The 24,681-nt window shown below is 54.8% G+C and carries 22 protein-coding genes; all 22 read left to right on the top strand.

Translation table 11 applies throughout. The features are described 5' to 3' along the window. Positions 1 to 40: 40 nt before the first annotated feature. Complete coding sequence (metK, locus tag FHS18_RS12615) at positions 41 to 1,249, top strand: methionine adenosyltransferase (protein ID WP_183600428.1); 1,209 nt, start codon at positions 41 to 43, stop codon at positions 1,247 to 1,249. A 170-nt stretch (positions 1,250 to 1,419) separates the two neighbouring features. Beyond that, positions 1,420 to 5,727, top strand: coding sequence for an Ig-like domain-containing protein (locus FHS18_RS12610; protein WP_183600427.1), 4,308 nt, complete (start codon positions 1,420 to 1,422; stop codon positions 5,725 to 5,727). A 180-nt stretch (positions 5,728 to 5,907) separates the two neighbouring features. Next, positions 5,908 to 8,595: a stalk domain-containing protein gene (locus FHS18_RS12605; RefSeq protein WP_183600426.1), complete on the top strand. Its 2,688-nt coding sequence runs from the start codon at positions 5,908 to 5,910 to the stop codon at positions 8,593 to 8,595. 72 nt (positions 8,596 to 8,667) lie between these two features. Further along, positions 8,668 to 9,825, top strand: coding sequence for a sensor histidine kinase (locus tag FHS18_RS12600; RefSeq protein ID WP_183600425.1), 1,158 nt, complete (start codon positions 8,668 to 8,670; stop codon positions 9,823 to 9,825). A gap of 6 nt (positions 9,826 to 9,831) precedes the next feature. Then, positions 9,832 to 10,560 carry a response regulator gene (locus tag FHS18_RS12595; protein ID WP_183600802.1) on the top strand — a complete coding sequence of 243 codons (729 nt, stop codon included), beginning with the start codon at positions 9,832 to 9,834 and terminating at the stop codon, positions 10,558 to 10,560. A gap of 153 nt (positions 10,561 to 10,713) precedes the next feature. After that, positions 10,714 to 11,385 carry an RNA polymerase sigma factor gene (locus FHS18_RS12590; protein WP_246427625.1) on the top strand — a complete coding sequence of 224 codons (672 nt, stop codon included), beginning with the start codon at positions 10,714 to 10,716 and terminating at the stop codon, positions 11,383 to 11,385. Continuing rightward, the gene (locus FHS18_RS12585) at positions 11,382 to 11,930 is read left to right on the top strand and encodes a zf-HC2 domain-containing protein (protein ID WP_183600424.1); all 549 of its coding nucleotides are present in this window, start codon (positions 11,382 to 11,384) and stop codon (positions 11,928 to 11,930) included. The genes FHS18_RS12590 and FHS18_RS12585 overlap by 4 nt, the downstream gene beginning before the upstream one ends. Positions 11,931 to 11,973: 43 nt before the next feature. Beyond that, positions 11,974 to 13,203 carry a hypothetical protein gene (locus tag FHS18_RS12580; protein ID WP_183600423.1) on the top strand — a complete coding sequence of 410 codons (1,230 nt, stop codon included), beginning with the start codon at positions 11,974 to 11,976 and terminating at the stop codon, positions 13,201 to 13,203. Next, positions 13,200 to 13,916: a hypothetical protein gene (locus FHS18_RS12575; RefSeq protein ID WP_183600422.1), complete on the top strand. Its 717-nt coding sequence runs from the start codon at positions 13,200 to 13,202 to the stop codon at positions 13,914 to 13,916. The genes FHS18_RS12580 and FHS18_RS12575 overlap by 4 nt, the downstream gene beginning before the upstream one ends. Positions 13,917 to 14,069: 153 nt before the next feature. Then, on the top strand, positions 14,070 to 14,492 hold the full coding sequence (locus FHS18_RS12570) for a FlxA-like family protein (protein WP_183600421.1): 423 nt from the start codon (positions 14,070 to 14,072) through the stop codon (positions 14,490 to 14,492). A 225-nt stretch (positions 14,493 to 14,717) separates the two neighbouring features. Next, the gene (locus FHS18_RS12565) at positions 14,718 to 15,290 is read left to right on the top strand and encodes a glycosyltransferase family 2 protein (protein ID WP_183600420.1); all 573 of its coding nucleotides are present in this window, start codon (positions 14,718 to 14,720) and stop codon (positions 15,288 to 15,290) included. A gap of 203 nt (positions 15,291 to 15,493) precedes the next feature. Continuing rightward, the gene (locus FHS18_RS12560; protein ID WP_246427624.1) at positions 15,494 to 17,779 is read left to right on the top strand and encodes a helicase-related protein; all 2,286 of its coding nucleotides are present in this window, start codon (positions 15,494 to 15,496) and stop codon (positions 17,777 to 17,779) included. 236 nt (positions 17,780 to 18,015) lie between these two features. Then, positions 18,016 to 18,612 carry a ComF family protein gene (locus tag FHS18_RS12555; protein WP_221401302.1) on the top strand — a complete coding sequence of 199 codons (597 nt, stop codon included), beginning with the start codon at positions 18,016 to 18,018 and terminating at the stop codon, positions 18,610 to 18,612. Between the two features lie 99 nt (positions 18,613 to 18,711). Next, complete coding sequence (locus tag FHS18_RS12550) at positions 18,712 to 19,104, top strand: TIGR03826 family flagellar region protein (RefSeq protein WP_183600418.1); 393 nt, start codon at positions 18,712 to 18,714, stop codon at positions 19,102 to 19,104. A gap of 121 nt (positions 19,105 to 19,225) precedes the next feature. After that, positions 19,226 to 19,492, top strand: coding sequence for a flagellar biosynthesis anti-sigma factor FlgM (gene flgM / locus FHS18_RS12545; RefSeq protein ID WP_183600417.1), 267 nt, complete (start codon positions 19,226 to 19,228; stop codon positions 19,490 to 19,492). Between the two features lie 46 nt (positions 19,493 to 19,538). Further along, positions 19,539 to 20,042: a flagellar protein FlgN gene (locus tag FHS18_RS12540; protein ID WP_183600416.1), complete on the top strand. Its 504-nt coding sequence runs from the start codon at positions 19,539 to 19,541 to the stop codon at positions 20,040 to 20,042. A gap of 16 nt (positions 20,043 to 20,058) precedes the next feature. Continuing rightward, positions 20,059 to 21,615, top strand: coding sequence for a flagellar hook-associated protein FlgK (gene flgK, locus FHS18_RS12535; RefSeq protein WP_183600415.1), 1,557 nt, complete (start codon positions 20,059 to 20,061; stop codon positions 21,613 to 21,615). A gap of 34 nt (positions 21,616 to 21,649) precedes the next feature. Then, positions 21,650 to 22,627: a flagellar hook-associated protein FlgL gene (gene flgL / locus FHS18_RS12530; protein WP_183600414.1), complete on the top strand. Its 978-nt coding sequence runs from the start codon at positions 21,650 to 21,652 to the stop codon at positions 22,625 to 22,627. A gap of 12 nt (positions 22,628 to 22,639) precedes the next feature. Then, on the top strand, positions 22,640 to 23,206 hold the full coding sequence (locus FHS18_RS12525) for a DUF6470 family protein (protein WP_183600413.1): 567 nt from the start codon (positions 22,640 to 22,642) through the stop codon (positions 23,204 to 23,206). Between the two features lie 93 nt (positions 23,207 to 23,299). Beyond that, positions 23,300 to 23,740, top strand: a complete 441-nt coding sequence (gene fliW, locus FHS18_RS12520; RefSeq protein ID WP_183600412.1) for a flagellar assembly protein FliW — start codon at positions 23,300 to 23,302, stop codon at positions 23,738 to 23,740. Positions 23,741 to 23,743: 3 nt separating this feature from the next. Then, positions 23,744 to 23,977, top strand: coding sequence for a carbon storage regulator CsrA (csrA, locus tag FHS18_RS12515; RefSeq protein ID WP_183600411.1), 234 nt, complete (start codon positions 23,744 to 23,746; stop codon positions 23,975 to 23,977). 231 nt (positions 23,978 to 24,208) lie between these two features. Beyond that, on the top strand, positions 24,209 to 24,681 hold a 473-nt coding region (locus FHS18_RS12510), incomplete at its 3' end, for a flagellin N-terminal helical domain-containing protein (RefSeq protein ID WP_484549398.1).

The raw sequence follows: 24,681 nt of genomic DNA, 5'->3' as shown, positions 1-24,681 counted from the left end.
TACTTACCTTTATTTTGAGCAGCAGGAGGTTGAGAAACAGATGTCGATTAAAGGACGGCACTTGTTTACTTCGGAATCGGTCACGGAAGGACATCCCGATAAGATATGTGACCAAATCTCGGACGCGGTACTTGATGCGTTCCTCGAGCAAGACCCATACGCGCGCGTAGCTTGTGAAGTATCCGTTGCTACGGGCCTCGTTCTCGTTATTGGCGAGATCAGCAGCCGTGCAGACTACGTGGATATCTCGGCGATCGCTCGCCGCACGATCAAAGAGATCGGTTATACACGTGCGAAATTCGGCTTCGACTCGACAACTTGCGCAGTATTGACTTCGCTTAACGAGCAATCCGCTGACATCGCGCAAGGCGTTAACGCAGCGATCGAATCCCGCGAAGGCAAGAACATCCGCGAAGAGAACGAAGACATCGGCGCTGGCGACCAAGGCCTCATGTTCGGTTTCGCAACGAACGAGACGCCTGAGCTGATGCCGCTGCCAATCGCGCTGTCCCACCGTATCGCACGCCGCCTGTCGGAAGTGCGTAAGAACGAGACGCTTGAATACCTGCGTCCGGACGGTAAGACACAAGTAACGATTGAGTATGTGGACGGCAAGCCAGTTCGTGTCGATACGATCGTCGTATCCACGCAGCATGCTGAAGAAGTATCGCTGGAGCAAATCCAGAAGGACATCATGGAGCATGTTATCAAGCCGGTCGTACCGGCTGAATGGCTCGATGCTGAGACCAAATACTTCATCAACCCTACGGGCCGTTTCGTAATCGGCGGACCACAAGGCGACGCAGGTCTTACAGGCCGTAAGATCATCGTTGACACGTACGGCGGTTATGCACGCCACGGCGGCGGCGCGTTCTCCGGTAAGGATCCAACGAAAGTTGACCGTTCCGCAGCTTATGCAGCTCGTTATGTAGCGAAGAACATCGTTGCAGCGGGTCTTGCAGACAAATGCGAAATCCAGCTTGCTTACGCAATCGGCGTTGCTAACCCGGTATCCATCAACGTGGATACGTATGGCACTGGCAAAGTAAGCGAAGAGACTTTGGTTGAAGTCATCCAGAAGAACTTCGATCTTCGTCCGGCCGGCATCATCAAGATGCTCGACCTTCGCCGTCCGATCTACGGCAAGACAGCAGCATACGGCCACTTCGGCCGCACCGACATCGACCTTCCTTGGGAACGCGTCGACAAGGCTGAGCAGCTGAAAGCAGACGCACAAGTGAACGCATAAGAAGATACGAACAACCGTCTCCGGAAGCTGGGGACGGTTGTTTTGCGTTTAAACCTTCATTTTTGCTCGCGATTGACCGACAATTATACTAGGTGTTTTAACGTAAATGTTTATTTGGGGAGGGAAAGTTGTTGCTTAGGAATCGGAAATGGTTGATGGCAGGGTTAGCGATGCTTATGCTAATCCAATGCGGAATCGGCGCAATCGTGAACACAGGAACGGTTATGGCCGCAACAGGTCCATCAATATTGAGCGTCTCGCCATCGGATAATGCAACGAATGTCGCGGTGGATGCGAACTTCATCATTACGTTTGATAAAACCGTGCGCAAAGGAAGCGGTAGTCCGACGATTACCATTTATAAAGCAAGCGATAATACCGAATACGAAAGCATTGCGGTGAGCAGCTCCCGCGTGTCGATCAACTCGGCAAGCGCGAATGTCGTCACCGTCAATCCGTCGAAAGATCTGGCACTTGGAACCGCGTATTACATTACGCTTGATCCAGGCGCATTCGCGAGTACGGATGACGGGGGAGAATATACGGGCATGATGGGTTCCGCTGCATGGAACTTCACGACAGTCCAATTCGTCGATCAGACGAAACCGACGTTATCTTCGCATGCTCCGGCGCAGAGCGGTACGAATGTGTCGATTAATACGACGCTTACCCTTAATTTCAGCGAGCCGGTGTACTCCGATACCGGAACGATCACCATTCGAGATGTAACGAATAGCAATTATACGCAGACGTTCGCAGTGACGTCCTCCTATGTAACAGGCATTAGTACGAGTTCGATCACGATTACCCCGCCGCAAGGGTTGCAGTCGAATCATACGTATGAGATTCTCGTTCCGAGCACGGCGTTCGTGGATGCGTCGGGCAATCGCTACGACGGCCTTAGCACGAATGACTGGCGTTTCGTAACGGCGGGTCCGCCAATTGGTACCCCAACGTTCTTGCCGGCAGATAACGCTTATGCGGTAAGCGTCGATACGAATCTTTCGCTGACCTTTGCCCAACCGGTCTCCAAAGGCAGCGGCTACTTGTATATTAAAAAAATCGCGGACAACAGCATCGTCCAACAAGTGAGTGTGACGAGCTCGTCCGTCTCGGTCAGTGGTTCGACGGTAACGTGGGACCCAAGCTCGAACCTGACAGCGAACACTGGATACTACATCATGGTGGATGCCGGCGCATTACGGGATGCGACGACGGCTTCGCTGCAGTACGAAGGTATCCTGGACGCCTCCGTATGGAATTTCACGACAGGGGTTACCAGCGATACGACGGCGCCGACTTTGACCGATAAGACGCCTACAGGTACCGTGTCCACGACAAGCGTTACATTGACGCTGACCTTCAGTGAACCGGTTTACCAGAGCACGGGCGATATCGTCATCAAGACAGGCAGCACGACGGCAGCTTCCATCCCGGTTACTTCTTCACAAGTAAGCGGCGGCGGCACGACGACGATTACGGTTAAGCCAAGCGCTGCGCTGAAGCTGGGATCGACTTATTATGTACAGATCGGCTCTCAAGCGTTCCGCGATGCCAATGGTAACTATTATGCAGGCATTACGAGCACCAGCGCATGGACGTTCATGGTGTCCGATGATACGACCAAGCCGACGATTGTGACGCTGTCCCCGGCCAACAATGAGACGGATGTGGCCATCTCGGGCAATACGCTGGAGGTGACCTTCAGCGAGCCGATTACGCTCGTTGGCGACCCGGATACAACGGCCAAAGTCCGCAGGTCCACGACAAGTTATATGAAGGCAACGATTGCAGCGGATTCGACAAACAACCGCCGATTGCTGATCACGCCGGAGAGCGCGCTCACGGCGAATACGAACTATTATATCGAGATCGCGGCCGATGCCGTAACCGATCTGAATGGCAATACGTTCGACGGCATTCTGAATGCCTATCAATGGGCGTTCAAGACCGGCTCGTCTTCCGGTACGCCTTCGGTGACTTCGATTGCTATGGTGGGCACGAGCAAAATCGCCATTACCTACAATCAGTCGCTGGACACGACGTCCGTACCGTCGACGGCGAACTTCTATGTCACCGTCAATAGCGCGAGCCGAGCGGTCACTGGCGTATCCGTCAGCGGCAAGATCGTCTATCTCACCTTAGCAAGTTCCGTCATCTCCGGGCAAAAGGTGAGACTCTCGTACTCGGTCGGTGCGAATCCGATCCGCAACCTTAACGGATCGACGGCGTCGACCATCTCGAACGAGACGGTCGTGAACCAAGCCGATGCGACGCCGCCGACCTTGCTGAGCGGTTCGGTAACCGGCAACTTGATCACGCTGATTTTCAGCGAAGAACTTCAGGACTTAAGCACCTATGCCTATCGCCAATTCAGCGTCAAGGTCGCGAGTTCGACCCGCTCGATCTCGACGGTAACCGGTTCGTCGAACGTGGTGCTCATTACGTTAACCGGCAATGATGTGACGGCCGCGCAGACGGTAACCGTCTCGTATTCCAAAGGATCTTATCCGCTGTATGACCTTTCGGATAATGCGTTGGCTTCGTTCAGCAACTATCAAATCTTGAACGGTATCGACACGACGGCTCCGGTGCTGAAGAACGCATCGCTGGCAGGCGATACGATCACGCTCACCTACAACGAGTCGCTAAGCACGAGCAACAAGCCATCGATTACGGCGTATACCGTGCTCGTCGACGGGGCCTCACGTGCCGTTACGAGTGTAACGATCACGGGCTATGAGGTGAAATTGACGCTGGCATCGGCGGCAAGCACGGGCCAGACGGTGAAAGTCAGCTATACGCGCAAAGATCCGTATCTGACCGACACAGCCGGTAACCCGGCTGAATCGTTCGCCAATGTGGATGCAAGCGGAACAACTTCGTCCACAATAGCGGTGACGGGCGCGATTGCCAAAGGAGAGAAGGTGACGGTTTCCTTCTCCTCGAATCTCGATAGCAGCTATGTACCGCTCGCTTCGCAATTCACGGTGAAAGCGAACAGTTCGGTGCGTCTCGTATCCGCGGTCGAGATTAGCACGTCGAAAGTAACGCTGACGCTGTCGACGCCGATCGCGATCGGCGATACCGTCAGACTGACCTATAACCCGTCGACGATACTGCTTCGTTCCGCAAGCGGCGTCATCGCCGATTCGTTCACGGATCTGGCGGTCGCGAACCAGACGACATGGGCGGACGATCCGACGAGCGATTTTACAGCTAGTCCAACAGGCGAAGGGATTGGCCTGAAAGTGCAGACGGCCTCGACTTCACCCGAGACGTCGCCAGGTGGGAAAACAATCAACCGCTATTCGATCTCTTCCGGTAAGCTGAAAGGCGCATTCGATATGCTCGATTCGCTCGAGAGCGAGCCGAAAGTCTTCTTCGAAGTGCCGGACACGGAGGCGGCGGGCAGCGTAGCAATACCGCTGCAGACGATTAAGGATAAGCTAATCGACGAGCCGGATGCTTCGTTCGCGGTGGTATATGACGATATCTCGTACGAGGTACCGTTCAAGTACGTGGATTTCACCACGATCACTTCGAACATCGCGAGCACCGGATCGCTGCTCATTACGATCGATTCGGGAAACAACGCGCTGACAGCGCCGCTTACGACCGCGATTAGCGCAGCGGGCTCCCAGTTGCTTGCCGGTCCGATGAACTTCGAGACTTACGTGCTGTATAACGGCAAGCAGACGAAGATCGAGAGCTTCACGGGCTATACGACGCGGTCGATCGCGACGGGTTCTACGCTCGATACGCGCCAGACGGCCGTGGTATGGTATGACCCGGTAACCGAGAAGCTGTCTTATGCGCCGACGCATGTGGAGACGACGGATGGCGAGTCCACCGTAACGTTCCAGCGTCAAGGCAACAGCGCTTATGCCGTCATTAAAGGCAATGTCACCTACACGGATTTGGGCACGCACTGGGCGCGGAACGATATTCTGCTGCTGGCGAACAAATATATCGTGGAGGGACGGTCGCTCACGACGTACGCGCCGAAAGCCTCCATCACGCGCGCCGAGTTTGCCGCCTATATTTCCAAAGGCTTAGGTCTGTCGGGGGACAAAACGGCTGCGGCCGTCTTCAAGGACGTAGACACGAACAGTGCAGCCGCCGCTTATATCGGGGCCGCTTCGAAAGCCGGCATTATTAACGGAATGACCGATGGTACCTTTATGCCGAATAGTCCGGTTACGCGCGAACAGATGGCGACGATGATGATTCGGGCGGCAGAAGTAGCGGGCGAGAAATTCGACTTGTCGACCAATGCGTCTTCGCTCTTGAAGCGATTCAGCGATAGCGGGAAGATCGGCTCTTGGGCACAGGTAGATGTGGCCAAAGCCGTGCAGCTCGGAGTCATTAACGGGATGTCGGATGGTACCTTCGGGGCAAAAGCGAATGCGACGCGGGCAGAAGCGGTCTTAATGATCAAGCGTTTGCTCGATACGCTCGGTTTCCTCGATATCTAATCCACTCGCAATGTGCCATACAGGATGTGAAAAGCTATCTTTCCTTCTACGAAGGGGAGATAGCTTTTTCTTATTGATAGCTTGATAGATGATAGAGGGTTTCTATCGACCGTAACTTTTAGGCCATAGTCGGAGTCTATTAACTTGTAGATTTCGCGAGATGGGAGAGTTGCAAGCATCATGAATAGAAAACCTACCCAAAGGGCAACTGTACAGATAGAACAATTTCGCGCAGGCAAGAAGCTGCTCGTTGCAGCGCTTGGAACCGCGCTTCTTATTCAACCTATTACACTCGTTCTTCCGGTCAGCAGCACGTATGCGGCGACTGCAGCCGTAACGCAGCAGCTGGTCAAGCAGAGCGAGGAGATGATTACGTCAGGCGCTAAGCTGATCCATTACCAATGGACCAAGAGTGACGGAGATACGTCCAATGTTCACGTCATTGAAGTCGATCTGACGAACCCTTATGTACAATTGAACGTGATGAATGGCAAGCAGGGCACGGTAACGGGCACCGCCTCCGTCGGCTCGATGGTGAAGAACAGCGGCGCGGTGGCCGGCGTGAATGCCGACTTCTTCAATACAACCAATGGCAAGGGCAACCCGATCGGAGCAGAGGTGATCAGCGGCACGCTCGTATCGAGTACGTCCAAGCTTAGCGGCATGTATGCATTCGCGATTACGGCCGATCGCAAGCCGATCGTCGATCTGTTCACCTTCGACGGGCTGGTTACGGCAGCCGACGGTTCGACGTTCCCGCTCGCTGGCTTGAACAAAGGCGCGTACACGACCGAGCCGGACAATGGTTATAGCCATGCCAATGCAATGTATATCTATACGAGCGCCTGGACGGCATCGCGTCCTGACGCGAAGGATAGCTCCACGACTCCGACGGAAGTGCTGGTAGTAGACGGCGTCGTGCAGCAAATCGCCGAGAACTCGATGATCGCGGGAGTTCCGCCGGTGAACGGCTACATTCTGCGTACGCACGGCAAGGCTGCTCAGTTCGTTCGCGAGCATCTGCAGGTCGGGCAGCCGGTGACGGCCGACTATTCGCTAATTGCGCAATCGACGAACCAGAAGGTGGACCCATCGTCGCTGCAGATGCTCGTCGGAGGGCACACGCTGCTCGTGGACCAAGGGAAGGCTTCTGCGTTCACGCGGGACACAAGCGGCATTAGCGGCGCTTACGAGCGCTCCAGGACCGCTGTAGGCTATTCCCAGGACAACAGCAAGGCCTACCTCATTACCGTGGAAGACGTGGGATCGAGCGATGGCATGACGTTGAAGGAACTGCAGCAAGCGATGGTGAAGATCGGCGTCTGGAAAGGGGTTAATCTGGACGGCGGGGGCTCGACGACCATGATTGCAAGACCACTCGGCGAGACGGAGACGACGCTCGCTCATCCGACGGAGAATAGCTCGCAGCGCGCCGTCGCTAACGGCATCGGCGTGTTCACGACAGCGCCGGCCGGCCAGCTGAGAGGCCTCAAGGCAAGCGGCAGCACGGTGTTGTTCATCGGTCAGCAGGCTTCTTATTCCCTCAAAGGGTATGATACGTACTACAATCCCATCGATACGGCGCAAGTGGCGGCGACCTGGAAGGATGCCACCGGTCTCGGCACGTTCAGCGGGAGTACCTATACAGCGGCCAAGGCGGGCAAAACGACGTTCACCGCGGTATCGGGCAGCGTGAAGGATCAGCTGTCGGTGGAGATTATCGGCAGCGACCAGATTGCCCAGCTGTCGGTCGAAGCGAGTTCGCCTGTTCTTGAGGCAGGCAAAACATTCGCCGTGCCGGTCACGGCGACATTGCTCGACGGCCGCAAATTCACCCTTCCGGCGCAATCGGTCAAGTGGGAGCTAAGCGGATTTACCGGTGCCGTTAAGGATGGCAAACTTACAATTAGCGCCATCGGTGCAGGCAAGACGGAAGGATACGCGATCGCGCGTTACGACGGTTTCTCCGCTCCACTCGTGCTAACGGCAGGGACGAATAAGAAATTTATCGATTTTGATAGTTCGACGTACTCAATTTCGTACTCCGGCACGAATGCTGTAACAGGCAGTGCAGGACTTGTGACGGGGTTGGAAGGATCAAGCACCGGCCAGGCGCTCCAATTGAACTATGATTTCTCCAAAGTGACATCCGGCACCAAAGCGGCCTATGCGGTGATGAACGGCACAGGCGTAGCGATTGAAGGCAAGCCATCGACGATGACGGTCGACGTATACGGCGATGGCAGCGTGAACTGGGTGCGGGCCGAATTTACGGATGCCGCCGGCAAAGCCTACCCGGTAACGCTGGCGGACAAAGTCACCTGGAACGGCTGGAAGCAGCTGAAGGCGGACGTACCGTCCAATGTGACCTACCCGCTTAAGCTGAAGCGTTTGTACGTCGCTTCCTTAGAGGAAGGACAAGACGAGCGGGCGCTGACTGGCCAGCTGTCGTTCGACAACCTGACTTTGCAATATCCGGCTACGGTAACATCCCCGACGAAGAGCAAGATCGTCCTGACGCTCGGTTCCCAAGCCGCGACGGTTGGCGGTCAAGCGATGAAGCTCGACGCGGCTCCGGTTGCGCTGAACGGGACGACGTATCTGCCGCTTCGATTCGTCACGGACGCGATGGGCGCGACCATTGGCTGGGATCAGACAGCGAAGCGCGTATCGGTCCTGCGAGGCGGTCATTTGCTGGAGATGTGGATAGGCCAAAAGTCATTCCTGCTTGACGGCAAACGGCTAAGCTCGGAAATTGCGCCGATCTCGAGAAACGGCAGAACGATGGTGCCGATCCGTCTTGTATCGGAGCAACTGGGACTTACAGTCGGCTGGAATGCAAAAGCCAAAACAATTACTGTCGAATAATAGTCGAAAAGCGCGGCATCTGTGCTATGATAGGAACAATGCGATTATTGGGGAAAGTGAGCCGATGCCAACATGGATTATCGCATTAATGATATCGATCGCGTAATCAAGAACGCGGTTCACGTCATGGAAGAAAGCAAATACCAAGTATATGAAATATGCGAATCCGCACGCAAGGAGCTGTTCACCCTCGGTCAGGAGCTAACGGACGTCCTGGCCGAGACCAGTGAAATTATCGATAAGGTAGACCGTTTGGAGATCGATTACCGACGTGCCCGTATCCGGCTGACCGAGGTTAGCCGGGATTTTGTACGTTATAAGGAAGAAGATATTAAGAGCGCGTATGAGAAGGCCACGCAGCTGCAGCTGGATCTGATGGTGTTCCGCGAGAAGGAGACGTATCTCCGGGCCCGCAGGGACGATCTGCAGAAGCGCGTGCGCAATATTGAACAATCGATCGAACGGGCAGAGACGATCGCCTCCCAGATCAATGTCGTGCTCGAGTACCTGTCCGGGGATCTGAATCATGTGACCCGCATCCTGGAATCGGCCAAGAATCGCCAACTCATCGGCATGAAGATCATTCTGGCCCAGGAAGAAGAACGGAAACGGATCGCGCGCGAGATCCATGACGGCCCGGCCCAGTCGATGGCCAATCTAGTTCTTAGGACGGAAATTGCGGAAAGAATGCTGCACAAGCAGGAATTTCAAATTGTGCAGGAAGAATTAATAGACTTGAAAAAACAAGTACGCTCCGGTTTAGAGGAGATCCGCAAAATTATATTCAATCTGCGTCCGATGGCCTTGGATGATCTGGGACTGGTACCGACGCTTCGCAAATATGTGCAGGATTTTGAGGAGAAAACCAAAATCCGGACCATATTCGACACGGTCGGCAGAGAAATACGGCTGCCTTCCGCGATGGAAGCCGGTATTTATCGAATGGTTCAGGAAGCGTTCAGCAACGCTTTCAAGCATGCCAATCCTTCCTTCGTATCACTGGAAATTACCTACCAGGCGCAGATGGTGAAAATCGTCGTTCGAGATAACGGCGCAGGATTCCATGTCGACAAAGTGGAAGCCCGCAAGGACAGCGCCCATTTCGGACTGATTGGGATGAGAGAGCGGGTGGAACTGGTTGAGGGGAGGCTGGAAATCGAATCGACCATTGACGAGGGGACGAAGATTACGATCCATATCCCCATTAATGCGGAGGAAAGAAAGGAGTAGTGGATGATGGAAGCTCAAGCAGCTAACGGCAAACATAAAATTAAAATATTGATCGCAGACGACCATCAATTGTTCCGCGAAGGTTTGAAGCGGATTCTTAATATGGAGGATGACCTGGAGGTTATCGGCGAGTGCAACGACGGCATTCAGGTGCTGGAGTTCTGCAACCAGCAGAAACCCGAGGTTGTGCTGATGGATATTAACATGCCGATCGAGAACGGCGTGGTGGCCACCGAGCGGCTACGCGATATTTTTCCCGATGTCAAAGTTATTATTCTGTCCATCCATGACGATGAAAGCTACGTCTTCGAGACGCTGCGCAAAGGCGCAACCGGCTATCTGCTGAAGGATATGGAAGCCGAAGTGCTCATCAACGCGATCCGCTCGGTCGTCAGCGGCCATGCCTACATCCATCCGAAGGTGACGGGCAAGCTGATCAACCAGCTTCGCCGCATGACGTACCTCGATGAGATCGGTTCGGTATCCGGTGCCGCAGCGACACGCGAAGCAGGCGTCAAGTTCATTGCCAGCGAAGACAATCCGCTTACGCGCCGCGAGGCCGAAGTGCTGCGTCTCATGGCAGAGGGCAAGAGCAACAAGATGATCGGGGAGTTCCTGTTCATCAGCGAGAAAACGGTCAAGAACCACGTCAGCAGCATCCTGCAGAAGATGGAAGTCGACGACCGTACGCAAGCCGTCATCAACTCCATCAAATTCGGTTGGGTTGAGTTGTAATCACGTAAATAAAGAGCTTCCGCCAGATTCCAGATTGGTGGGGGCTCTTTTTTCATTGCGAGCATGTATAAGATTCGTAAAAGTTGTTCCGATGTGCAGGGGTTCGGCCCTTGGCTGTCGTCTTAATAAGAGAAAGCTTACGAGGATCGGGCATTGGAACGCGCAGGCGGCCTTAGGAAGGGGGAGAGAAGCATTCAGCTGCAGGATGAAGCAATAGTAGAACGAATCGTGCAAGGCGAACAGGAGCTATATCGGCTGCTGGTCGAAAGGCACCGCAATATGCTGTACGGGCTCATATACGGCGTGCTCCGGCATCCGAGAGATGCGGAAGACGCGCTGCAAGAAGCGCTGATGCGAATCTACCTCTCCCTGCCGCAATTCAGAGGACAGAGCTTCAAGGCATGGATCTCGCGAATCGCGGTGAATGGCGCCATCGATCTGAGGCGGAGCCGGGCGCGCAAGCAGGCGCTTGTGACTGTAGGCAGCCATGCGCAGACGGAAGGAATCAGCGGAGCGCTTGCCGGTGGCGACTATGCGGCGCCGACGGCTGGCGGGCGGATGGACGATTGGGTTCATGACGGCACGGGCTGTTCCCCTCCCGCCGAGACCGTGGTGTTGCACCAGGAACGGAAGGAACGCGTGGAGGCGATGGTCGAGGCGATGCCGGAAGGGTACAGCAGCGTCGTCCGCGCCTTTTATCTGGAAGAGAAGAGCCAGCGGGAAATCGCCGAGGCCGAGCAGATTGAGGTCAAAAGCGTCGAATCGAGATTGTATCGGGCGAAGCAGTGGATGCGCAAGCATTGGAAGGAGGACGATCTCACATGAATCATCCGGTCAGAACGCAGTGGCAGCTGTATGCGGCAGACTTGCTGGCAGAAGCTGAACGTGAACAGCTCGAGCACCATTTGGCTATGTGTGAATCCTGCCTGCTCGACTATATGGAAGTGCTAGAAAAGATAGATGATCCGGCTGTGCAGCTTCATGAAGACCGTGCGCTAGCCCTTACCGACGAGGTGATGGCGGCAATAGCGGGACTTGGGATAGGAGCGGTTGGGAAAGAAACTCCGGCGCAAGTGATCACGGGCATCGAAACGTCGGCATCTGCGGGAGAAGCGGGCGATGACCTGGTGAGACGCAAGCAGCGGAGTGCCGCCGAAGCGGGCAGACGAAGGCTGCTCCATTATGTGATCGCCGTCTGTTTTATGCTCTTGATGATGTCGGCAGGGGTCTTCGACCGGCTTGCCGATGGCCCGGCTCACTGGGAGAAGGAGCGCGTGGAGAAGCCGCGTGAATCGCTGACGGAATCCATTATGGCGCGTACCTCGGTCGTTATCAATTCTTTGGTAGAGAAGCCGCGGACGGATCAATAGGAATCAAGAAGCTTGAGTTAAGAAGCGAGAGGAGAGATAAGCAATGGTACGTAATCCGATAGTGACGCTGCTGTTAGGTATCGTCCCCGGCTTGGGCCATTTTTCAGTAGGCCGGAAGGCAAGAGGGTTTATTTATGCGCTGATTATATTCGGGATAACCGCCTTCGGTTTTCTAGTCGGCGTGGCAGAAGGAATGCCGGAGTTCTTCTTTGTAATGTTGTTGATTGCCTTCGGGTTCTGGCTCATCAACATGTTGGATCTGGTCATCTATTTGCTACGGCATAATGGTCAGCCCGCTGCCGGTATGGGAGGGTATCCGGGACATCTGCCCGTCTATGGTCCGCATATGGACGCGAGCGCGGCCGGGTGGGGTGCCGGAGATGTGCCGCCTCCTCCGGGATCGGCCGGAATGGGCCATGGAGGCGAGTTTCATGGCGGTGGCAGTTATGGCGCGGGGCCATATGGCAGCGGCATGCCGCCCTATGGCGTCAAGAAGGACGATGCAGGCGAGCGGTTCTATACGATCCTGCTGTCGTTCGTGCCCGGGTTGGGCCACTTGAGTCTCGGGCTGATGCAGCGCGGCTTGACGCTGCTCATCGGATTTTTCGGCCTGCTGACGATGATCTTGTTCATCACGGCGCTAGCGAATGAGGGCGGGTTCCTGGTGTTCCTCGGCGTGCTGCCGATCGTCTGGTTGTACGGCATGTTCGATGCGATCCGTCAGGTGCAGCGCAAACAGGCCGGCGAGCCGCTGATCGACCGGTCGATCATGGAGGATTGGGATGAGCATCGGGTGACCGGCAAGCGCAGCCGCTGGTTCGCGACCGTCCTGTCGATCATGCCGGGGGCGGGCCATATGTACTTAGGCTTGCAAAAACGCGGCCTCCAGCTGATGGCGGCCTTCCTGCTCTCGATTTATTTGTTGGATGCCCTGTCGTTGTCGCTATTCTTATTCATCGTTCCACTGATCTGGTGCTTTGCCTTCTTCGATTCGCTGCAGCTGCAATCCCGCTATGCGCTCGAAGGTTACGTGCCGGATGTGCCGGTCGTCGATTGGCTGATGTACCGTCAGAAGTGGATCGGTATCGCACTGTTGCTGCTGGGCGTCTACTACTTGTTCGACCGTCTGCTCCTCGACTATCTCGAGCGGATCAGCGTAGAGTGGGGCTGGCAGTTCCGGTATTATTTCAAAACGGGCATGACCGCGCTCGTGCTCATCGGCGTTGGCATCAAGCTTCTGCTGGGAGGTAAGTCCAAGGAGGTGCAGCCGTGAAGGGCAGGCAGTGGCGCGTAGGAACATGGTCGATGGGAGCGGCGCTGACAGGCATGGGCGTGCTGCTCCTCTTGACCCAGTTCGATGGCTCGGCATGGCTCGAGCAGGGACTTGTCTGGTGGCCGACGGTACTGATTCTGCTCGGGCTTGAAGTGCTGATCTATTTGTGGCGCAGTCCGAGCGAGCATCCGATTCTCCGTTATGATGTGTTCAGCATCGTCTTCATCACGATTCTTGGCGCGGGCTGCATGCTGCTGACGACGGCCAGCGCGACCGGCATTGTCGAAGAGGTCCGCGGCGTCGTCGGCTCGCAAGAGGTACGGGTGCCGGCAGCGGATTTCACTTTGCCTGCCGATCCGAAAGTGAAGCGTATCGTGCTTCAGGGCGAGTATAGTTTTGCCGGCGCCGTCATGGTTGATGCGGCGAAGGAGGCTGAGCACGACGTACAGGTGATGGGCGCATGCCGGTATCAGCTGGGGCGGGATGAGCAGGTACCTGCCTCGCTGCAGCTAGCGGAAGCGAGCCGCAGCGGCGATACGCTGTACGTGACGATCACGGCACCGTCCGAGAGCGGTCTGTTGTTTGCGGACAATAACCCGACTTGCCAGGTGACGGTTGTACTGCCGGCGGACAAGCAAGTTGAGGTTGCGGGCAACGCTTATGCATCGCTGCTCGGAGGCGGCGCACCGCCGAAACTGTGGAGAGGCTTATAAGATCAGGTTACCTCTTATGGATGAGGGAGCAGGAACCCGAACGCGAGCCATTTTCTTCTTTCAGCAATCGTTCAGTTTCCTTTCAGGTTACTCTTAGACGCATCCCCTATACTTAAACCAGTAATCATCTTACGTATAAAGTGGGGAGTAATCATGAATATTTCATCCGCGTCCAGAAGTCTGTTGACAAGCGCAAGCACGGCAAGCGCAGTAAAGACGACGGCATCCTCGAGCAGCAGCTCGTCCAGTTCGTCTTCCAGTTCGAGCAGCACGACGTCGAGCACATCGAGCAGCAGCACCGTATCGGATCTGCAGAAGGCGCGCTCCGAGCTGCAGAAAAGCTTGACGGAAGCGATGGCAAGCAAGGAAGACGAGAAGACGAAGGCGCAAAAGGTCCAGCAGATCCAAGCGCAGATCGCGCAGATCGATGCCCAGATCGCCCAGGCCAAAGCCGAGGAAACGAAGAAAGCGGCTGAGCAGGCGCAAGCCAGCAATTCGAAGCCGGCGCAAGCCGCCAATGCGGTGAATGTTGCGGCCGCGGCCGGTGTTGGCGAGAATCTCGATATCCGCGTGTAGCTTCGATCCATGCTGCATGCCCGGTCTTATGACCGTGAGCGTAGAAGCGTTATATAACCATCCCGAAGGGCGTTGTCCTGCAGGGATGGTTATTTGTTTTTGGAAGGCGTGGCATGAAGTAAGTCGGCGTGAGCAGGCGGATTGCTCAATTTACCCCCTTGTCCCGCTGGCGTGGAACCCATGGGCGCACGGAAGCATAAGATATGGCAAAAGGAGGTGGCCGCTTTGATCCAGATTTTATTGTGGGTGCTCGGCTGTTACATCTTGGCCGCCCTTTGCGTTCATATCGCCTTCCGTATATCGGCCAAGAAGAAGCGGGAAGCGCATTACGTACTGGTCGCGGGCAATGAAGAAGAGCGGATGGAATGGTATATGCGCGCACTGCGCCAACATGCATATGTACACGGCAAGGAGCTGCAGGTAACCGTGCTGGACGACGGATCGCGCGATGACACGCTGCGCATTGCGAAGCTGTTCGAGCGGGAAGGCATGAAAGTCACGGTAGCGGGCGGAACGGGATGGCTGGAGGAATCCGGTTCGCACGGGCAAGGTCAGGCACAGCCGATACAAGGGGGAGAGCTGAGCTTGAAGACGGAGGAGAGTCCGTCGAAATGGCAACGCTTACGCGGGCGACGCTTCAAGTCGAAGCAAGCTGTCCGTAAGCAGGAAGGGAAGGCAAGTCCGGAACCGTCCCATCTGATGTGGAGGCTGAAAGCCGAAGGAATCGTAACTGAGCCGGAGCATGCGGTGCTCGTCGATCTCCGCGAACCTTCCGACTGGTCGAAGCTGCCGTTGTGAATGATGCGGCGGCGATAGACCGCGACTAGAGTAGCAAGCTCGGCATGAAGCGTCATTGCGTAACGGAAAGAAGGCGAGGTATAATCGGAAGTAATTGGATGACGGACGAGTGAAGCACACCCGTGAAGCTGCCTATTGGCAGCCTTATGGGTGTGCTTTTTGTGTTTGTGCCCGCCCGTCCGAAGAAGGGAGGCAGGTTAACGATGCTGGCTTATGTATATGTCGTTGTAGAAGAGAACGTGACGCGAAGCGGCTGGACGATTGCGCCCGAGATCGATCTGGCTTGGTGGCTGGATGACACGTTCCGTAAGGCGACTGTCCACGCAGCGGGACAGGAGCGGGCGAGTATGGGGCAGCCAAGCGCGGGTCGGTTCGTGCTGATGTGGGACGAGCCATTGCCGCTTGATGAAGCAATTGAGGCAGCGGCGTCATTGGTGCAAGGGAATGACCGGTTGAAGTCGGAAGAAATCGCAGGGAAGTTAGCTGCCAGCGTGCAGGCGAAGAAATTGAAGCAAACGGATAGCGAGCGGAATGGAAGAGGTCTCGGCAAGCTGATCGGTACAGCCCGGGGGGCGGCTGTGCCGATGGTATTCGGCAATCCTTCGGTACAGCGGCTGGGAACAGGACAGGCTGTAGCGTGGTATGGGGAGGCAAGCAGAGAAGCCGAGAGCTGTCTACTTGATGGCAGACATAAAGGAAAGTCTATCGACTGGCGCAAGTATGCTCCGGCACAGTCTTACGAACAAGCGGTTCGACTTGTGAATCGGGCTTGCATGATCGCGGTCAAGCTGCAAGGCCGAGGGCTGCTTGAAGGAGAGGCAGCCGCCATGCTCGGTGAACCGGATCTTGCCACCGTCCTCGAAGCGCTCCAGCTCGCCGCGCTGCTCGGGCAGCTTCGCCTCGATCGCGCCGTGGCGCCGGCGCCGCAGCCAACAGGCCGGTGGTTCAGCCCCACCGGCCGCCGCGGCAAGGCCCGCGCCTTGCGCTGCGAACGCTGCGGCAGCGGCGAGCCGCAGCTGCTGCGCACGGCTTGCGCCGCCTGCGGGCGCGCGGCCTGCGCCTACTGCGAGGCATGCCTCACCATGGGCCGCACCCGCCAATGCGGGCTGCTCATCCTCGGCATGCCGCAGCAACTGCCGGTGGCGACGCACGGCGCCGTCGCCACGAGTGCTTCCATGGCGGCGACGCTGGCGCCATGGAAGCTAAGCCCCGCTCAGGCGGCCGCTGCCGAGGCCGCCTTGCGCTTCATCGCGGGCGAGCGGCCGCAGACCCGTCCGCCCGCCTGGGCACGGCTGCTGCCGCTGCGCCGCTCGCCCGCCCCTCGCGGAACTGCAAGCGTCGTTCCCGCTCAAGGGCGCTCGAGCACCACCGACGCCGCGCCGCGCTGGCTTCGTCTCCCGTCGCTGCCTCCTTCGGAGCGCAGCGACCATCGGCAGCCTCTCCGCACTTCGCCTACCCCGCCCCTGCGCTTCCTCCTCTGGGCCGTCACCGGCGCGGGCAAGACAGAGATGATCTTCCCGCTCATCGCCGCCGCCCTGGCAAGCGGCGGACGTGCCCTGATCGCCACGCCGCGCCGAGACGTCGTGCTTGAGCTCGATCCGCGCATCCGCCGCGCGTTCCCGAATGAGACGGTCGTGACGCTATACGGCGGCAGCGAGCAGCGCTGGGAGAGCGGCGGCATCACGATCTCGACGACGCACCAACTGCTTCGTTTCCGCGAAGCTTTCGAGCTGGTCGTGATCGACGAGATCGACGCGTTCCCGTACCATAACGACGAGATGCTCAGCTTTGCTGCGGAACGAGTGTGCAAGCAGGGGGGCGTCACCGTGCTGTTGTCCGCGACGCCGCCGGCGCAGCTCCGCTCGGAAGCGAAGCGGGGCCAGCTCCCTTACGTGCAGGTCCCGGTCCGCTTCCACCGGCATCCGCTGCCAGTTCCGCGACTGCTGAACTGCATGCCCGTCAAGCAGCTGATTCAGCGCCGGAAGGCACCGCTGCACCTCATTCGAGCGCTGCGGGAGTCCATTGACCGCGGCGCGCAGCTGTTTGTATTCGTGCAGCAGATTAAGCATGTCGATCCTTTGGTCGAGCAGCTAAGGCGCGCTTTTCCGCGCATTACGGTGGAGGGGACCTCTTCGAAGGATGAGGCGCGAACGGAGAAGGTGCGCCGCTTCCGCAGCTGCGAGATCCGGCTGCTCGTGACGACGACCATTCTGGAGCGCGGCGTCACCGTGCCCAGAAGCGACGTGTTCATTCTCGATGCGGACGGCAGGCTGTTCGATGACGCTTCCCTCATCCAGATGGCGGGCCGGGCAGGACGCTCGAAGGATGACCCTGCGGGTCGGGTCTACTTTTGCTCGCCGTCCCGGAATCAGGCGCAGCAATCCGCAGTCCGCCAGATCAAAGCGATGAACCGTCTGGCCGGCAAGCGGGGATATTTGATGGAGCGTACGGACCGCAGCACCCGGTTCCGCAGGCAAGGGGGCCATTAATTACTATGCCCTCATGGAACGCAATGCGATTAATGTTGGGCCAGGCAATATCCGCCACAGCTGCTTGGCTAGCTTCCTCTGCAGCGGCTTGCATCGTCTGTGGCCGGGCTCACGGCAGTCATGGCGGCGGACAACGAGCCATCACGGGTCTATGCTCCTCCTGCACGAACGCGATTCCTTGGATCACGCGGATCCGCTGCGCTATATGCGGCCGTCCGGAAGCATGCCCGGATTGCATGCGGAGAGATGTGACCTTTTTCACCGCGAGCCGCAGCGCCGTTCGTTACGATGAGACCATCCGGGAATGGCTCGCCCAATACAAATACCGCGGCAACGAGCGGCTCGCCCCGCTGCTGGGCCGCTTTCTCTGCAGCGCCTATGATCGTCTGATCCGCGAGCTGCGGCAGACGTATGGCGATATTCGCTTCGAGGCCGTAATCCCGGTGCCCGTAAGCGCCGAAAGGCGTATGGAGCGGGGATTCAATCAAGCGGAACAGCTCTCGGCGAGCGTTGCCGTGCATGCCGGACTTCCGCTTGTCCACGGGCTGGTCCGGGTCCGGCATAGCGGTAAGCAAAGCTATAAGAGCCGCATCGACCGTATTCAGGATACGAAGACGCTATTTGCGGGCGAGGCTTCCGTTCTGGAGCAGTTTCTACGCTATCGACTTAGCTGCACATCGTCCTCAATACCGCTTCGCCTTCTGTTGGTGGACGACATTTATACGACGGGCAGCACGGTCAATGCCTGTGCCGAAGCCGTGACGACAGCCTTGCGCCGGATCGAGCCTTCTTTGTCGCTTGAACTGTATGTGCTGACCTTGGCGCGTTCCTGAAAGTACCATCGCTAAGGATATATCGAAATATGATGTTTTTTGTCGATATAACTGATAGAATGACATCTATATCAATACCTGCATGGGAGGAGTCTGGACATGAATATTGCCAATTGTCCACGCTGCGGTAAAATATTCTCGAAAAACTTCAGAGATGTTTGTCCAAGCTGTATCAAGGAGATTGACCAAGAGTACGCGCTTTGTGCAGATCATTTGCGCCAGAACAAAGGGATTACGACGCAAGAGCTGTCTGAGGCGACAGGCGTTTCAGTTAGGCAAATTTCGAAATTTATCCGTGAAGGACGCATTTCCATTATTGGCTCACCCAATCTCGGCTACCCTTGCGAAGTATGCTCGACGATGATTCGGGAAGGCAACATGTGCATGGATTGCCGCGGCCGTCTCGTAAAAGACGTTGACCGAATTTCCGAGCAGATGAAGGCCGAAATGCAGAACAAATCCAATCAAGGCGTGTACCGTACGAAGAGTTAGATTATGACAATTGGACATTCCGGGAAAAATCATATAAATTTTTAAGTAAAATTGCCGATAATATCTGTATACAGCAGATAAGTCGGTTTTTTTATTGGGCTTTTACGATGGAGGGATTTCCATGAAAATTAATGATACACGCCGCATTAGCGGAGTTAACCCGTACCAAAAACAAAACGAGGCTAAAGCAGCTGCAACGACTGAACGCAAACGTCAGACGGATGAAGTCAAAATTTCCGCGGAGGCGATGGAGATGCTATCCCACAGCCGCCTGAATGATGCTGACCGTACACAACGGATCCAAGAGCTCAAGAATCAGGTGTCTTCCGGTACGTACAAAGTGGATGCAGATAAACTTGCAGATAAAGTACTGCCGTTTATTCGTTAATAACGCGCAATTCAGTATTCAAACGTAGAGAGGGGCAAGTGCTGACATGCAAGAGGGCGTTGGGCAAATCGTTGCCGTGCTGCAAGAACTGATTCACGTACATCAGCAGCTGGTCGAGCTTGGGAAAGAGAAGCAGGCCGTGATCGCAGCTCGTGATACGAACGGCTTGTCCCTAGTGACAAGCAAAGAAAAGAAGTGCTTGCAGACGCTCGTAGACCTTGAGCAGCAGCGAAGCAATCTTGTCCGGGATTATTTTAAGCAGACGGGTCTAGTTGTCGTAAGAAAGTTCAAGCTAGAACATCTGATTCAAGCTGTATACAGCGCCGAAGAGAAAAAAATGCTGATCGAGACGAGCGAGACATTGCGCCGCTTGGTCGATAAGCTTAAAGATATCAATGATTTTAACCAGCAGCTGATTCGTATGCAGCTCAATTATGTAGATCACTCGCTTGATCTGCTCGTAGGACCTGTCGAAGAAGAAGTGACGTACCACCGCGCGTTACAGGCGAACGGACACCGTCGTTTAAATAAATACGATACGAGAGGTTAAGAGGGGGCGTGCTAAATTGACTTCAACTTTTCATGGGCTGGAGACCGCACGAAGAAGCTTGTTCGCGCAACAAGCGGCACTGAACACCACGGGGCATAATATCGCCAATGCGAATACGGAAGGGTATTCGCGGCAGACGGTTAATCTGAGCGCCTCTAGACCGATGGAGGCCTTCGGCCTTCAACGCTCTACGGCTGCAGGCCAGATCGGAACGGGGGTAGAATATGACTCTATCACCCGGATTCGCGAGAAGTTCCTGGACGATCAATACCGGAATGAAACGAAGACGCTCGGCAGTTATGAGGTACAGCAGGATGTACTGTCGAAGCTGGAGCAAATTATGAATGAGCCATCTGACACGGGTATTCGTACCGTTATGTCTAACTTCTATGATGCCTGGTCGGATTTGAGCAAAAATCCGGAAAGTGCGGATGGACGGAAAATTGTTCGTGAACAGGCGTTAGCGCTCGTCGATACGTTCAATCAGACGGCTAAGCAATTGAATGATTTGAAGAATGACCTGACGGAGAATGTTTCGATTCGGATGGATGAAGCTAACGGAATTCTGAACACCATCGGAGAATTGAACTTGAGTATTCAGAAGATCGAGTCCTTGGGTAATGACGCCAATGATCTACGCGACCAACGCGATCTCTTGACCGATAAGCTGTCCAAAATCATGAATGTGAATGTAGAAAATTTATCGAGCGGTTATCGGATTTCGATGGGGTCGGTTGAGCTTGTCAGCGGTACCACCGTAACGCCTCTAACGTCGGAGACCGTTGCTACCGCTTATGCCGGCGGGGATTTGAACAGCGGTGAAATGTATGGGATGATCGTCTCCCGCGACAATTATGTTGAGGGATACATGAAGGATCTCGATAATCTGGTGAACACGATCGCCAACGGAGACGTACAAGTTACGATTCCGAAAGGTTCGGTTTTGCCTGACGGAACGACGCTGAATGGCGTGACGTACACCGGAGACAGCCGGACGCTTACGAATGACCTATCGGTTACGGTCAAAGGGATCAATGGTCTGCTCCAATTAGGCTATTCCTCTGCGAACGGGGATGTAGGGGTACCGCTTTTCACGAATTTGGATGGTACAACAGAGGGGATTACGGCGTTAAGCATGCACGTTAACCCTGATATAGAGAGCAACGCGAATAGACTGGCTACGTCGATGCGAGTCACGTTTGGTACCGATGGCGAAACCGTAGTAGGCGGCAATAACTCTATGGCGGTACTGATGTCGCAATTGCGCGATGGCCAATTTAATTTTGGTACGGAGACGGATCCCGATCAGAATACAGCGGATGCCTTTCTGCGTTCGGTTGTCGGTCAGCTCGGCGTACAGTCTGAAGAAATTACACGCAAATTGACGAACCAGCAGTCGCTTGTTAATCAGGTGGAATCCAACCGACAGTCTGTCAGCGGTGTTTCCTTGGACGAAGAGATGTCTAATCTGATCAAATACCAGCATGCTTATAATGCCGCAGCACGGAATATGACCATGATTGACGAGATGCTGGACAAAGTCATCAACGGCATGGGACGAGTCGGGCTATAATTCGCATAACGCTTAACTAACAGGGGGAAATCAGATGTCATTGCGCGTAACTCAGTCCATGATGAATTCGCAGCTCCTTAGTAATATAACCTCAAATTTGAATCGTATGAATACGTTGCAGGACCAATTATCGAGCGGGAAAAGAATCAATAAACCGTCCGATGATCCTGTAGGTCTTACTTTTGCCATGCGCTATCGCAGTGAGCTTCAAGCCAATGATCAGTACGAGAAGAACGTCAGCTCGGCGACATCGCTGCTCGAGTATACGGATGCGACAATGGACGAAGCGACGACGGTATTGCAACGTGTGCGAGAGCTTATGGTTGAAGGCTCCTCGGATACGTTAAATCAAGATTCCCGTGATGCTATCAGCATTGAGCTGAAGCAGCTGCACAGCCAACTTGTCGAGATCGGTAACAGCCAGTTTAACGGCAAATTTATGTTTAATGGCGAGCAGACACTGACAGCTCCTTATACGAAAATGACGATCGATGAATCCGCTGCTGTAACGGCTGATCAGTTAGCTGCCGATCCAACGGCCAATTACTTGGCGCAGAATGTATCTGCAGATACAGGGCAAATTAAATACGAACTATCTCCTGGAATGGTCATGGCTGTTAATGTCACCGGAGATGAATTATTCGGTAATGCAGTAACACCAGGCGAAGAGGAAAGCAGCGATAATGCGTTCAACATTCTTAGCCAAGCGGTGAAAGCGCTCGATGCCGGAGACACGTCTTCCCTGCAATCGCTTTTGGGTAAAGTGGATTCCAGGATAAGCACGATGCTGGAGAAGCGCTCGGAGGTTGGAGCGCGTATGAACCGGATTGAGCTGATTACCAATCGTCTTGAGAATAACAACATTAATCTCCAGACTGTACAATCGAAGACAGAAGATGCGGATATGGCGGAGGTTATTACGAACTTGAAGATGGAAGAGAATGTGTATCAAGCCTCTCTGTCTGCGGGTTCTCAGATCATTCGCCCGAGTCTTGTTGATTTTCTGAAATAGAGGTGATTTGACATGCGTATTCCGCAAATTCAGATTCACCAGGATTACGCTGCTATTGGCATACGGACGAAGCCGGCCAAACAGGAGATCGAACAGCCTCAGGCTACGATTGATATGAAACAGACAGCAGCCAAACTAGATATTCAGCAGCCGGAAGGCAAACTGGAGATCGACCAGTCCAAGGCTCGCGATGCGCTCGCGCTTGGCAATAACCTCGAAATGATGAAGCGGATTTATCAGAAATCGGCGGACTTGGCCATAGAGGGCATTGCCCGAACGGTCGAAAAAGGGAATCAGATGGCTGCTATCGAAAAAGGCGGAAACCCGATCGCCGAGCAGGCGAAAGATTGGCGGAAGACATTCCCGGAATTCGCCTTCGAAGGGCAGGCTTCGATGGATAACGTGGATGTGAGTTATACGGCGAACAAACCGAAGATTAATGTCGAGAAGGGCGGCGTTGACTACAACGTTACTCCGAACCGTGCCGTTCACCGCTATACGCCGGGCACGACTGAGATTTATATGCGTCAGCGCAACAGCGTCGAAATTACGCCGCCTAGGCTGGATACGACATTGTAGATTAGCGAAAGAACTATAGACAGCGAAGCAGAAGAATCTGCATCACTCGCTGCCTATGGTTCTTTGTTTTATGAACGATAGGAGGAGCGATCAATGCAGGTAGAAGTGAAACGCTTGGGTAATGTAAAGGTGACAGGATCGCAGCAGATCGTGTTCGAACAAGGCCTTCCGGGGTTTGAGCAGCAGAAGGAGTTTACCCTGCTGGAGCTGGAGATTGATCTTCCGGTCAAGCTGCTTCAATCTGTAGAGATGCCGGAAATTACGCTGCTTGTTGGCGACCCGTTCCGTTTCTACCCGGACTACGATTGGGAACTCACAGAACATGCCCAGCTGGAGCTTTGTATTACGGATTCCTCACAGGTCGAAGTGCTGTCAGTCATCATTCTGCCGTCCAATGCGGCTGAAGCGACGATTAATTTGCTTGCACCGATTGTCATTAATAAAGAAAAGCAAATCGCAAAGCAACTAATTCTACATAATACACCTTACAGCAACCGGCATCCGCTTATACGCGCTGCAGGGCAGGGGGAATAAAGCATGCTCGTTCTAGCGCGGAAGATTGGAGAATCGATTATGATTAACAATAATATCGAGGTGGTTGTCGTCAGTGTCGATGGCGAGAACGTCAAGCTAGGCATTCGAGCGCCGAAGGAAGTCGAGATTTTCCGCAAGGAAATCTACATGAATATCCAAGCTTCTAATAAAGAAGCGGCGCAGGGTGAATCATCACTCCAGCAGCTAGCTGACCTGCTGCGCGGCGGCGGCCAATAACATACACGCTACTGCATAAAGAAGCCTTCTGGTTTGAGCCAGAAGGCTTTTTTGTGCATGTTTTTCCACCTGATTGAGCGAAGAAAAACGTAGTTTGCTATAAACAAATCGAATCTAGCACCGATATATATAGTAGCAAGGGTGAGGCGGTAGAAACGAGCCGAAGAGCCTAAGCAACATAACAAAGAACCGCAAGGATGCGGGCTCTCAAATTCAAGGAGGAAATTAATCATGCGTATTAACCACAACATTGCGTCCCTGAACACGTACCGTCAGCTGAGCACCAACTCGGCGAACACGAACAAATCGATCGAGAAATTGTCTTCCGGTCTTCGTATTAACCGTGCAGGCGATGACGCCGCAGGCCTTGCTATTTCCGAGAAAATGCGCGGCCAGATTCGTGGTCTGGACATGGCTTCGAAGAACGCGCAAGACGGCATCTCGATGATTCAGACGGCAGAAGGCGCATTGAACGAAACACACAGCATTCTGCAGCGTATGCGTGAGTTGGCGGTCCAATCGTCCAACGATACGAATACAACGGAAGACCGCGGCCAGCTGCAAGAAGAGATGAACCAGCTGACATCCGAGATCAACCGGATCGGTAACACGACAGAATTCAATACAAAGAAATTGCTTAACGGCGATCTCTCCGCAACAAAAGCAACAGGTGAAACAACAATTACGGCAACATCGGCTACATT

Source organism: Paenibacillus phyllosphaerae (assembly GCF_014192105.1).
Lineage (GTDB): Bacteria > Bacillota > Bacilli > Paenibacillales > Paenibacillaceae > Paenibacillus_Z > Paenibacillus_Z phyllosphaerae.
This window is presented reverse-complemented; position numbering and strand designations above follow the sequence as displayed.

Coding starts and splice junctions, on each gene's coding strand:
- FHS18_RS12605 (WP_183600426.1), top strand. CDS start 5,908: ATGAATAGAAAACCTACCCAAAGGGCAACTGTACAGATAGAACAATTT.
- FHS18_RS12560 (WP_246427624.1), top strand. CDS start 15,494: ATGCTGGCTTATGTATATGTCGTTGTAGAAGAGAACGTGACGCGAAGC.
- csrA (WP_183600411.1), top strand. CDS start 23,744: ATGCTCGTTCTAGCGCGGAAGATTGGAGAATCGATTATGATTAACAAT.
- FHS18_RS12585 (WP_183600424.1), top strand. CDS start 11,382: ATGAATCATCCGGTCAGAACGCAGTGGCAGCTGTATGCGGCAGACTTG.
- flgL (WP_183600414.1), top strand. CDS start 21,650: ATGTCATTGCGCGTAACTCAGTCCATGATGAATTCGCAGCTCCTTAGT.
- fliW (WP_183600412.1), top strand. CDS start 23,300: ATGCAGGTAGAAGTGAAACGCTTGGGTAATGTAAAGGTGACAGGATCG.
- FHS18_RS12580 (WP_183600423.1), top strand. CDS start 11,974: ATGGTACGTAATCCGATAGTGACGCTGCTGTTAGGTATCGTCCCCGGC.
- FHS18_RS12600 (WP_183600425.1), top strand. CDS start 8,668: ATGGATTATCGCATTAATGATATCGATCGCGTAATCAAGAACGCGGTT.
- metK (WP_183600428.1), top strand. CDS start 41: ATGTCGATTAAAGGACGGCACTTGTTTACTTCGGAATCGGTCACGGAA.
- FHS18_RS12525 (WP_183600413.1), top strand. CDS start 22,640: ATGCGTATTCCGCAAATTCAGATTCACCAGGATTACGCTGCTATTGGC.
- FHS18_RS12555 (WP_221401302.1), top strand. CDS start 18,016: ATGCGGAGAGATGTGACCTTTTTCACCGCGAGCCGCAGCGCCGTTCGT.
- flgM (WP_183600417.1), top strand. CDS start 19,226: ATGAAAATTAATGATACACGCCGCATTAGCGGAGTTAACCCGTACCAA.
- FHS18_RS12570 (WP_183600421.1), top strand. CDS start 14,070: ATGAATATTTCATCCGCGTCCAGAAGTCTGTTGACAAGCGCAAGCACG.
- FHS18_RS12550 (WP_183600418.1), top strand. CDS start 18,712: ATGAATATTGCCAATTGTCCACGCTGCGGTAAAATATTCTCGAAAAAC.
- FHS18_RS12595 (WP_183600802.1), top strand. CDS start 9,832: ATGGAAGCTCAAGCAGCTAACGGCAAACATAAAATTAAAATATTGATC.
- FHS18_RS12540 (WP_183600416.1), top strand. CDS start 19,539: ATGCAAGAGGGCGTTGGGCAAATCGTTGCCGTGCTGCAAGAACTGATT.
- FHS18_RS12610 (WP_183600427.1), top strand. CDS start 1,420: ATGCTTATGCTAATCCAATGCGGAATCGGCGCAATCGTGAACACAGGA.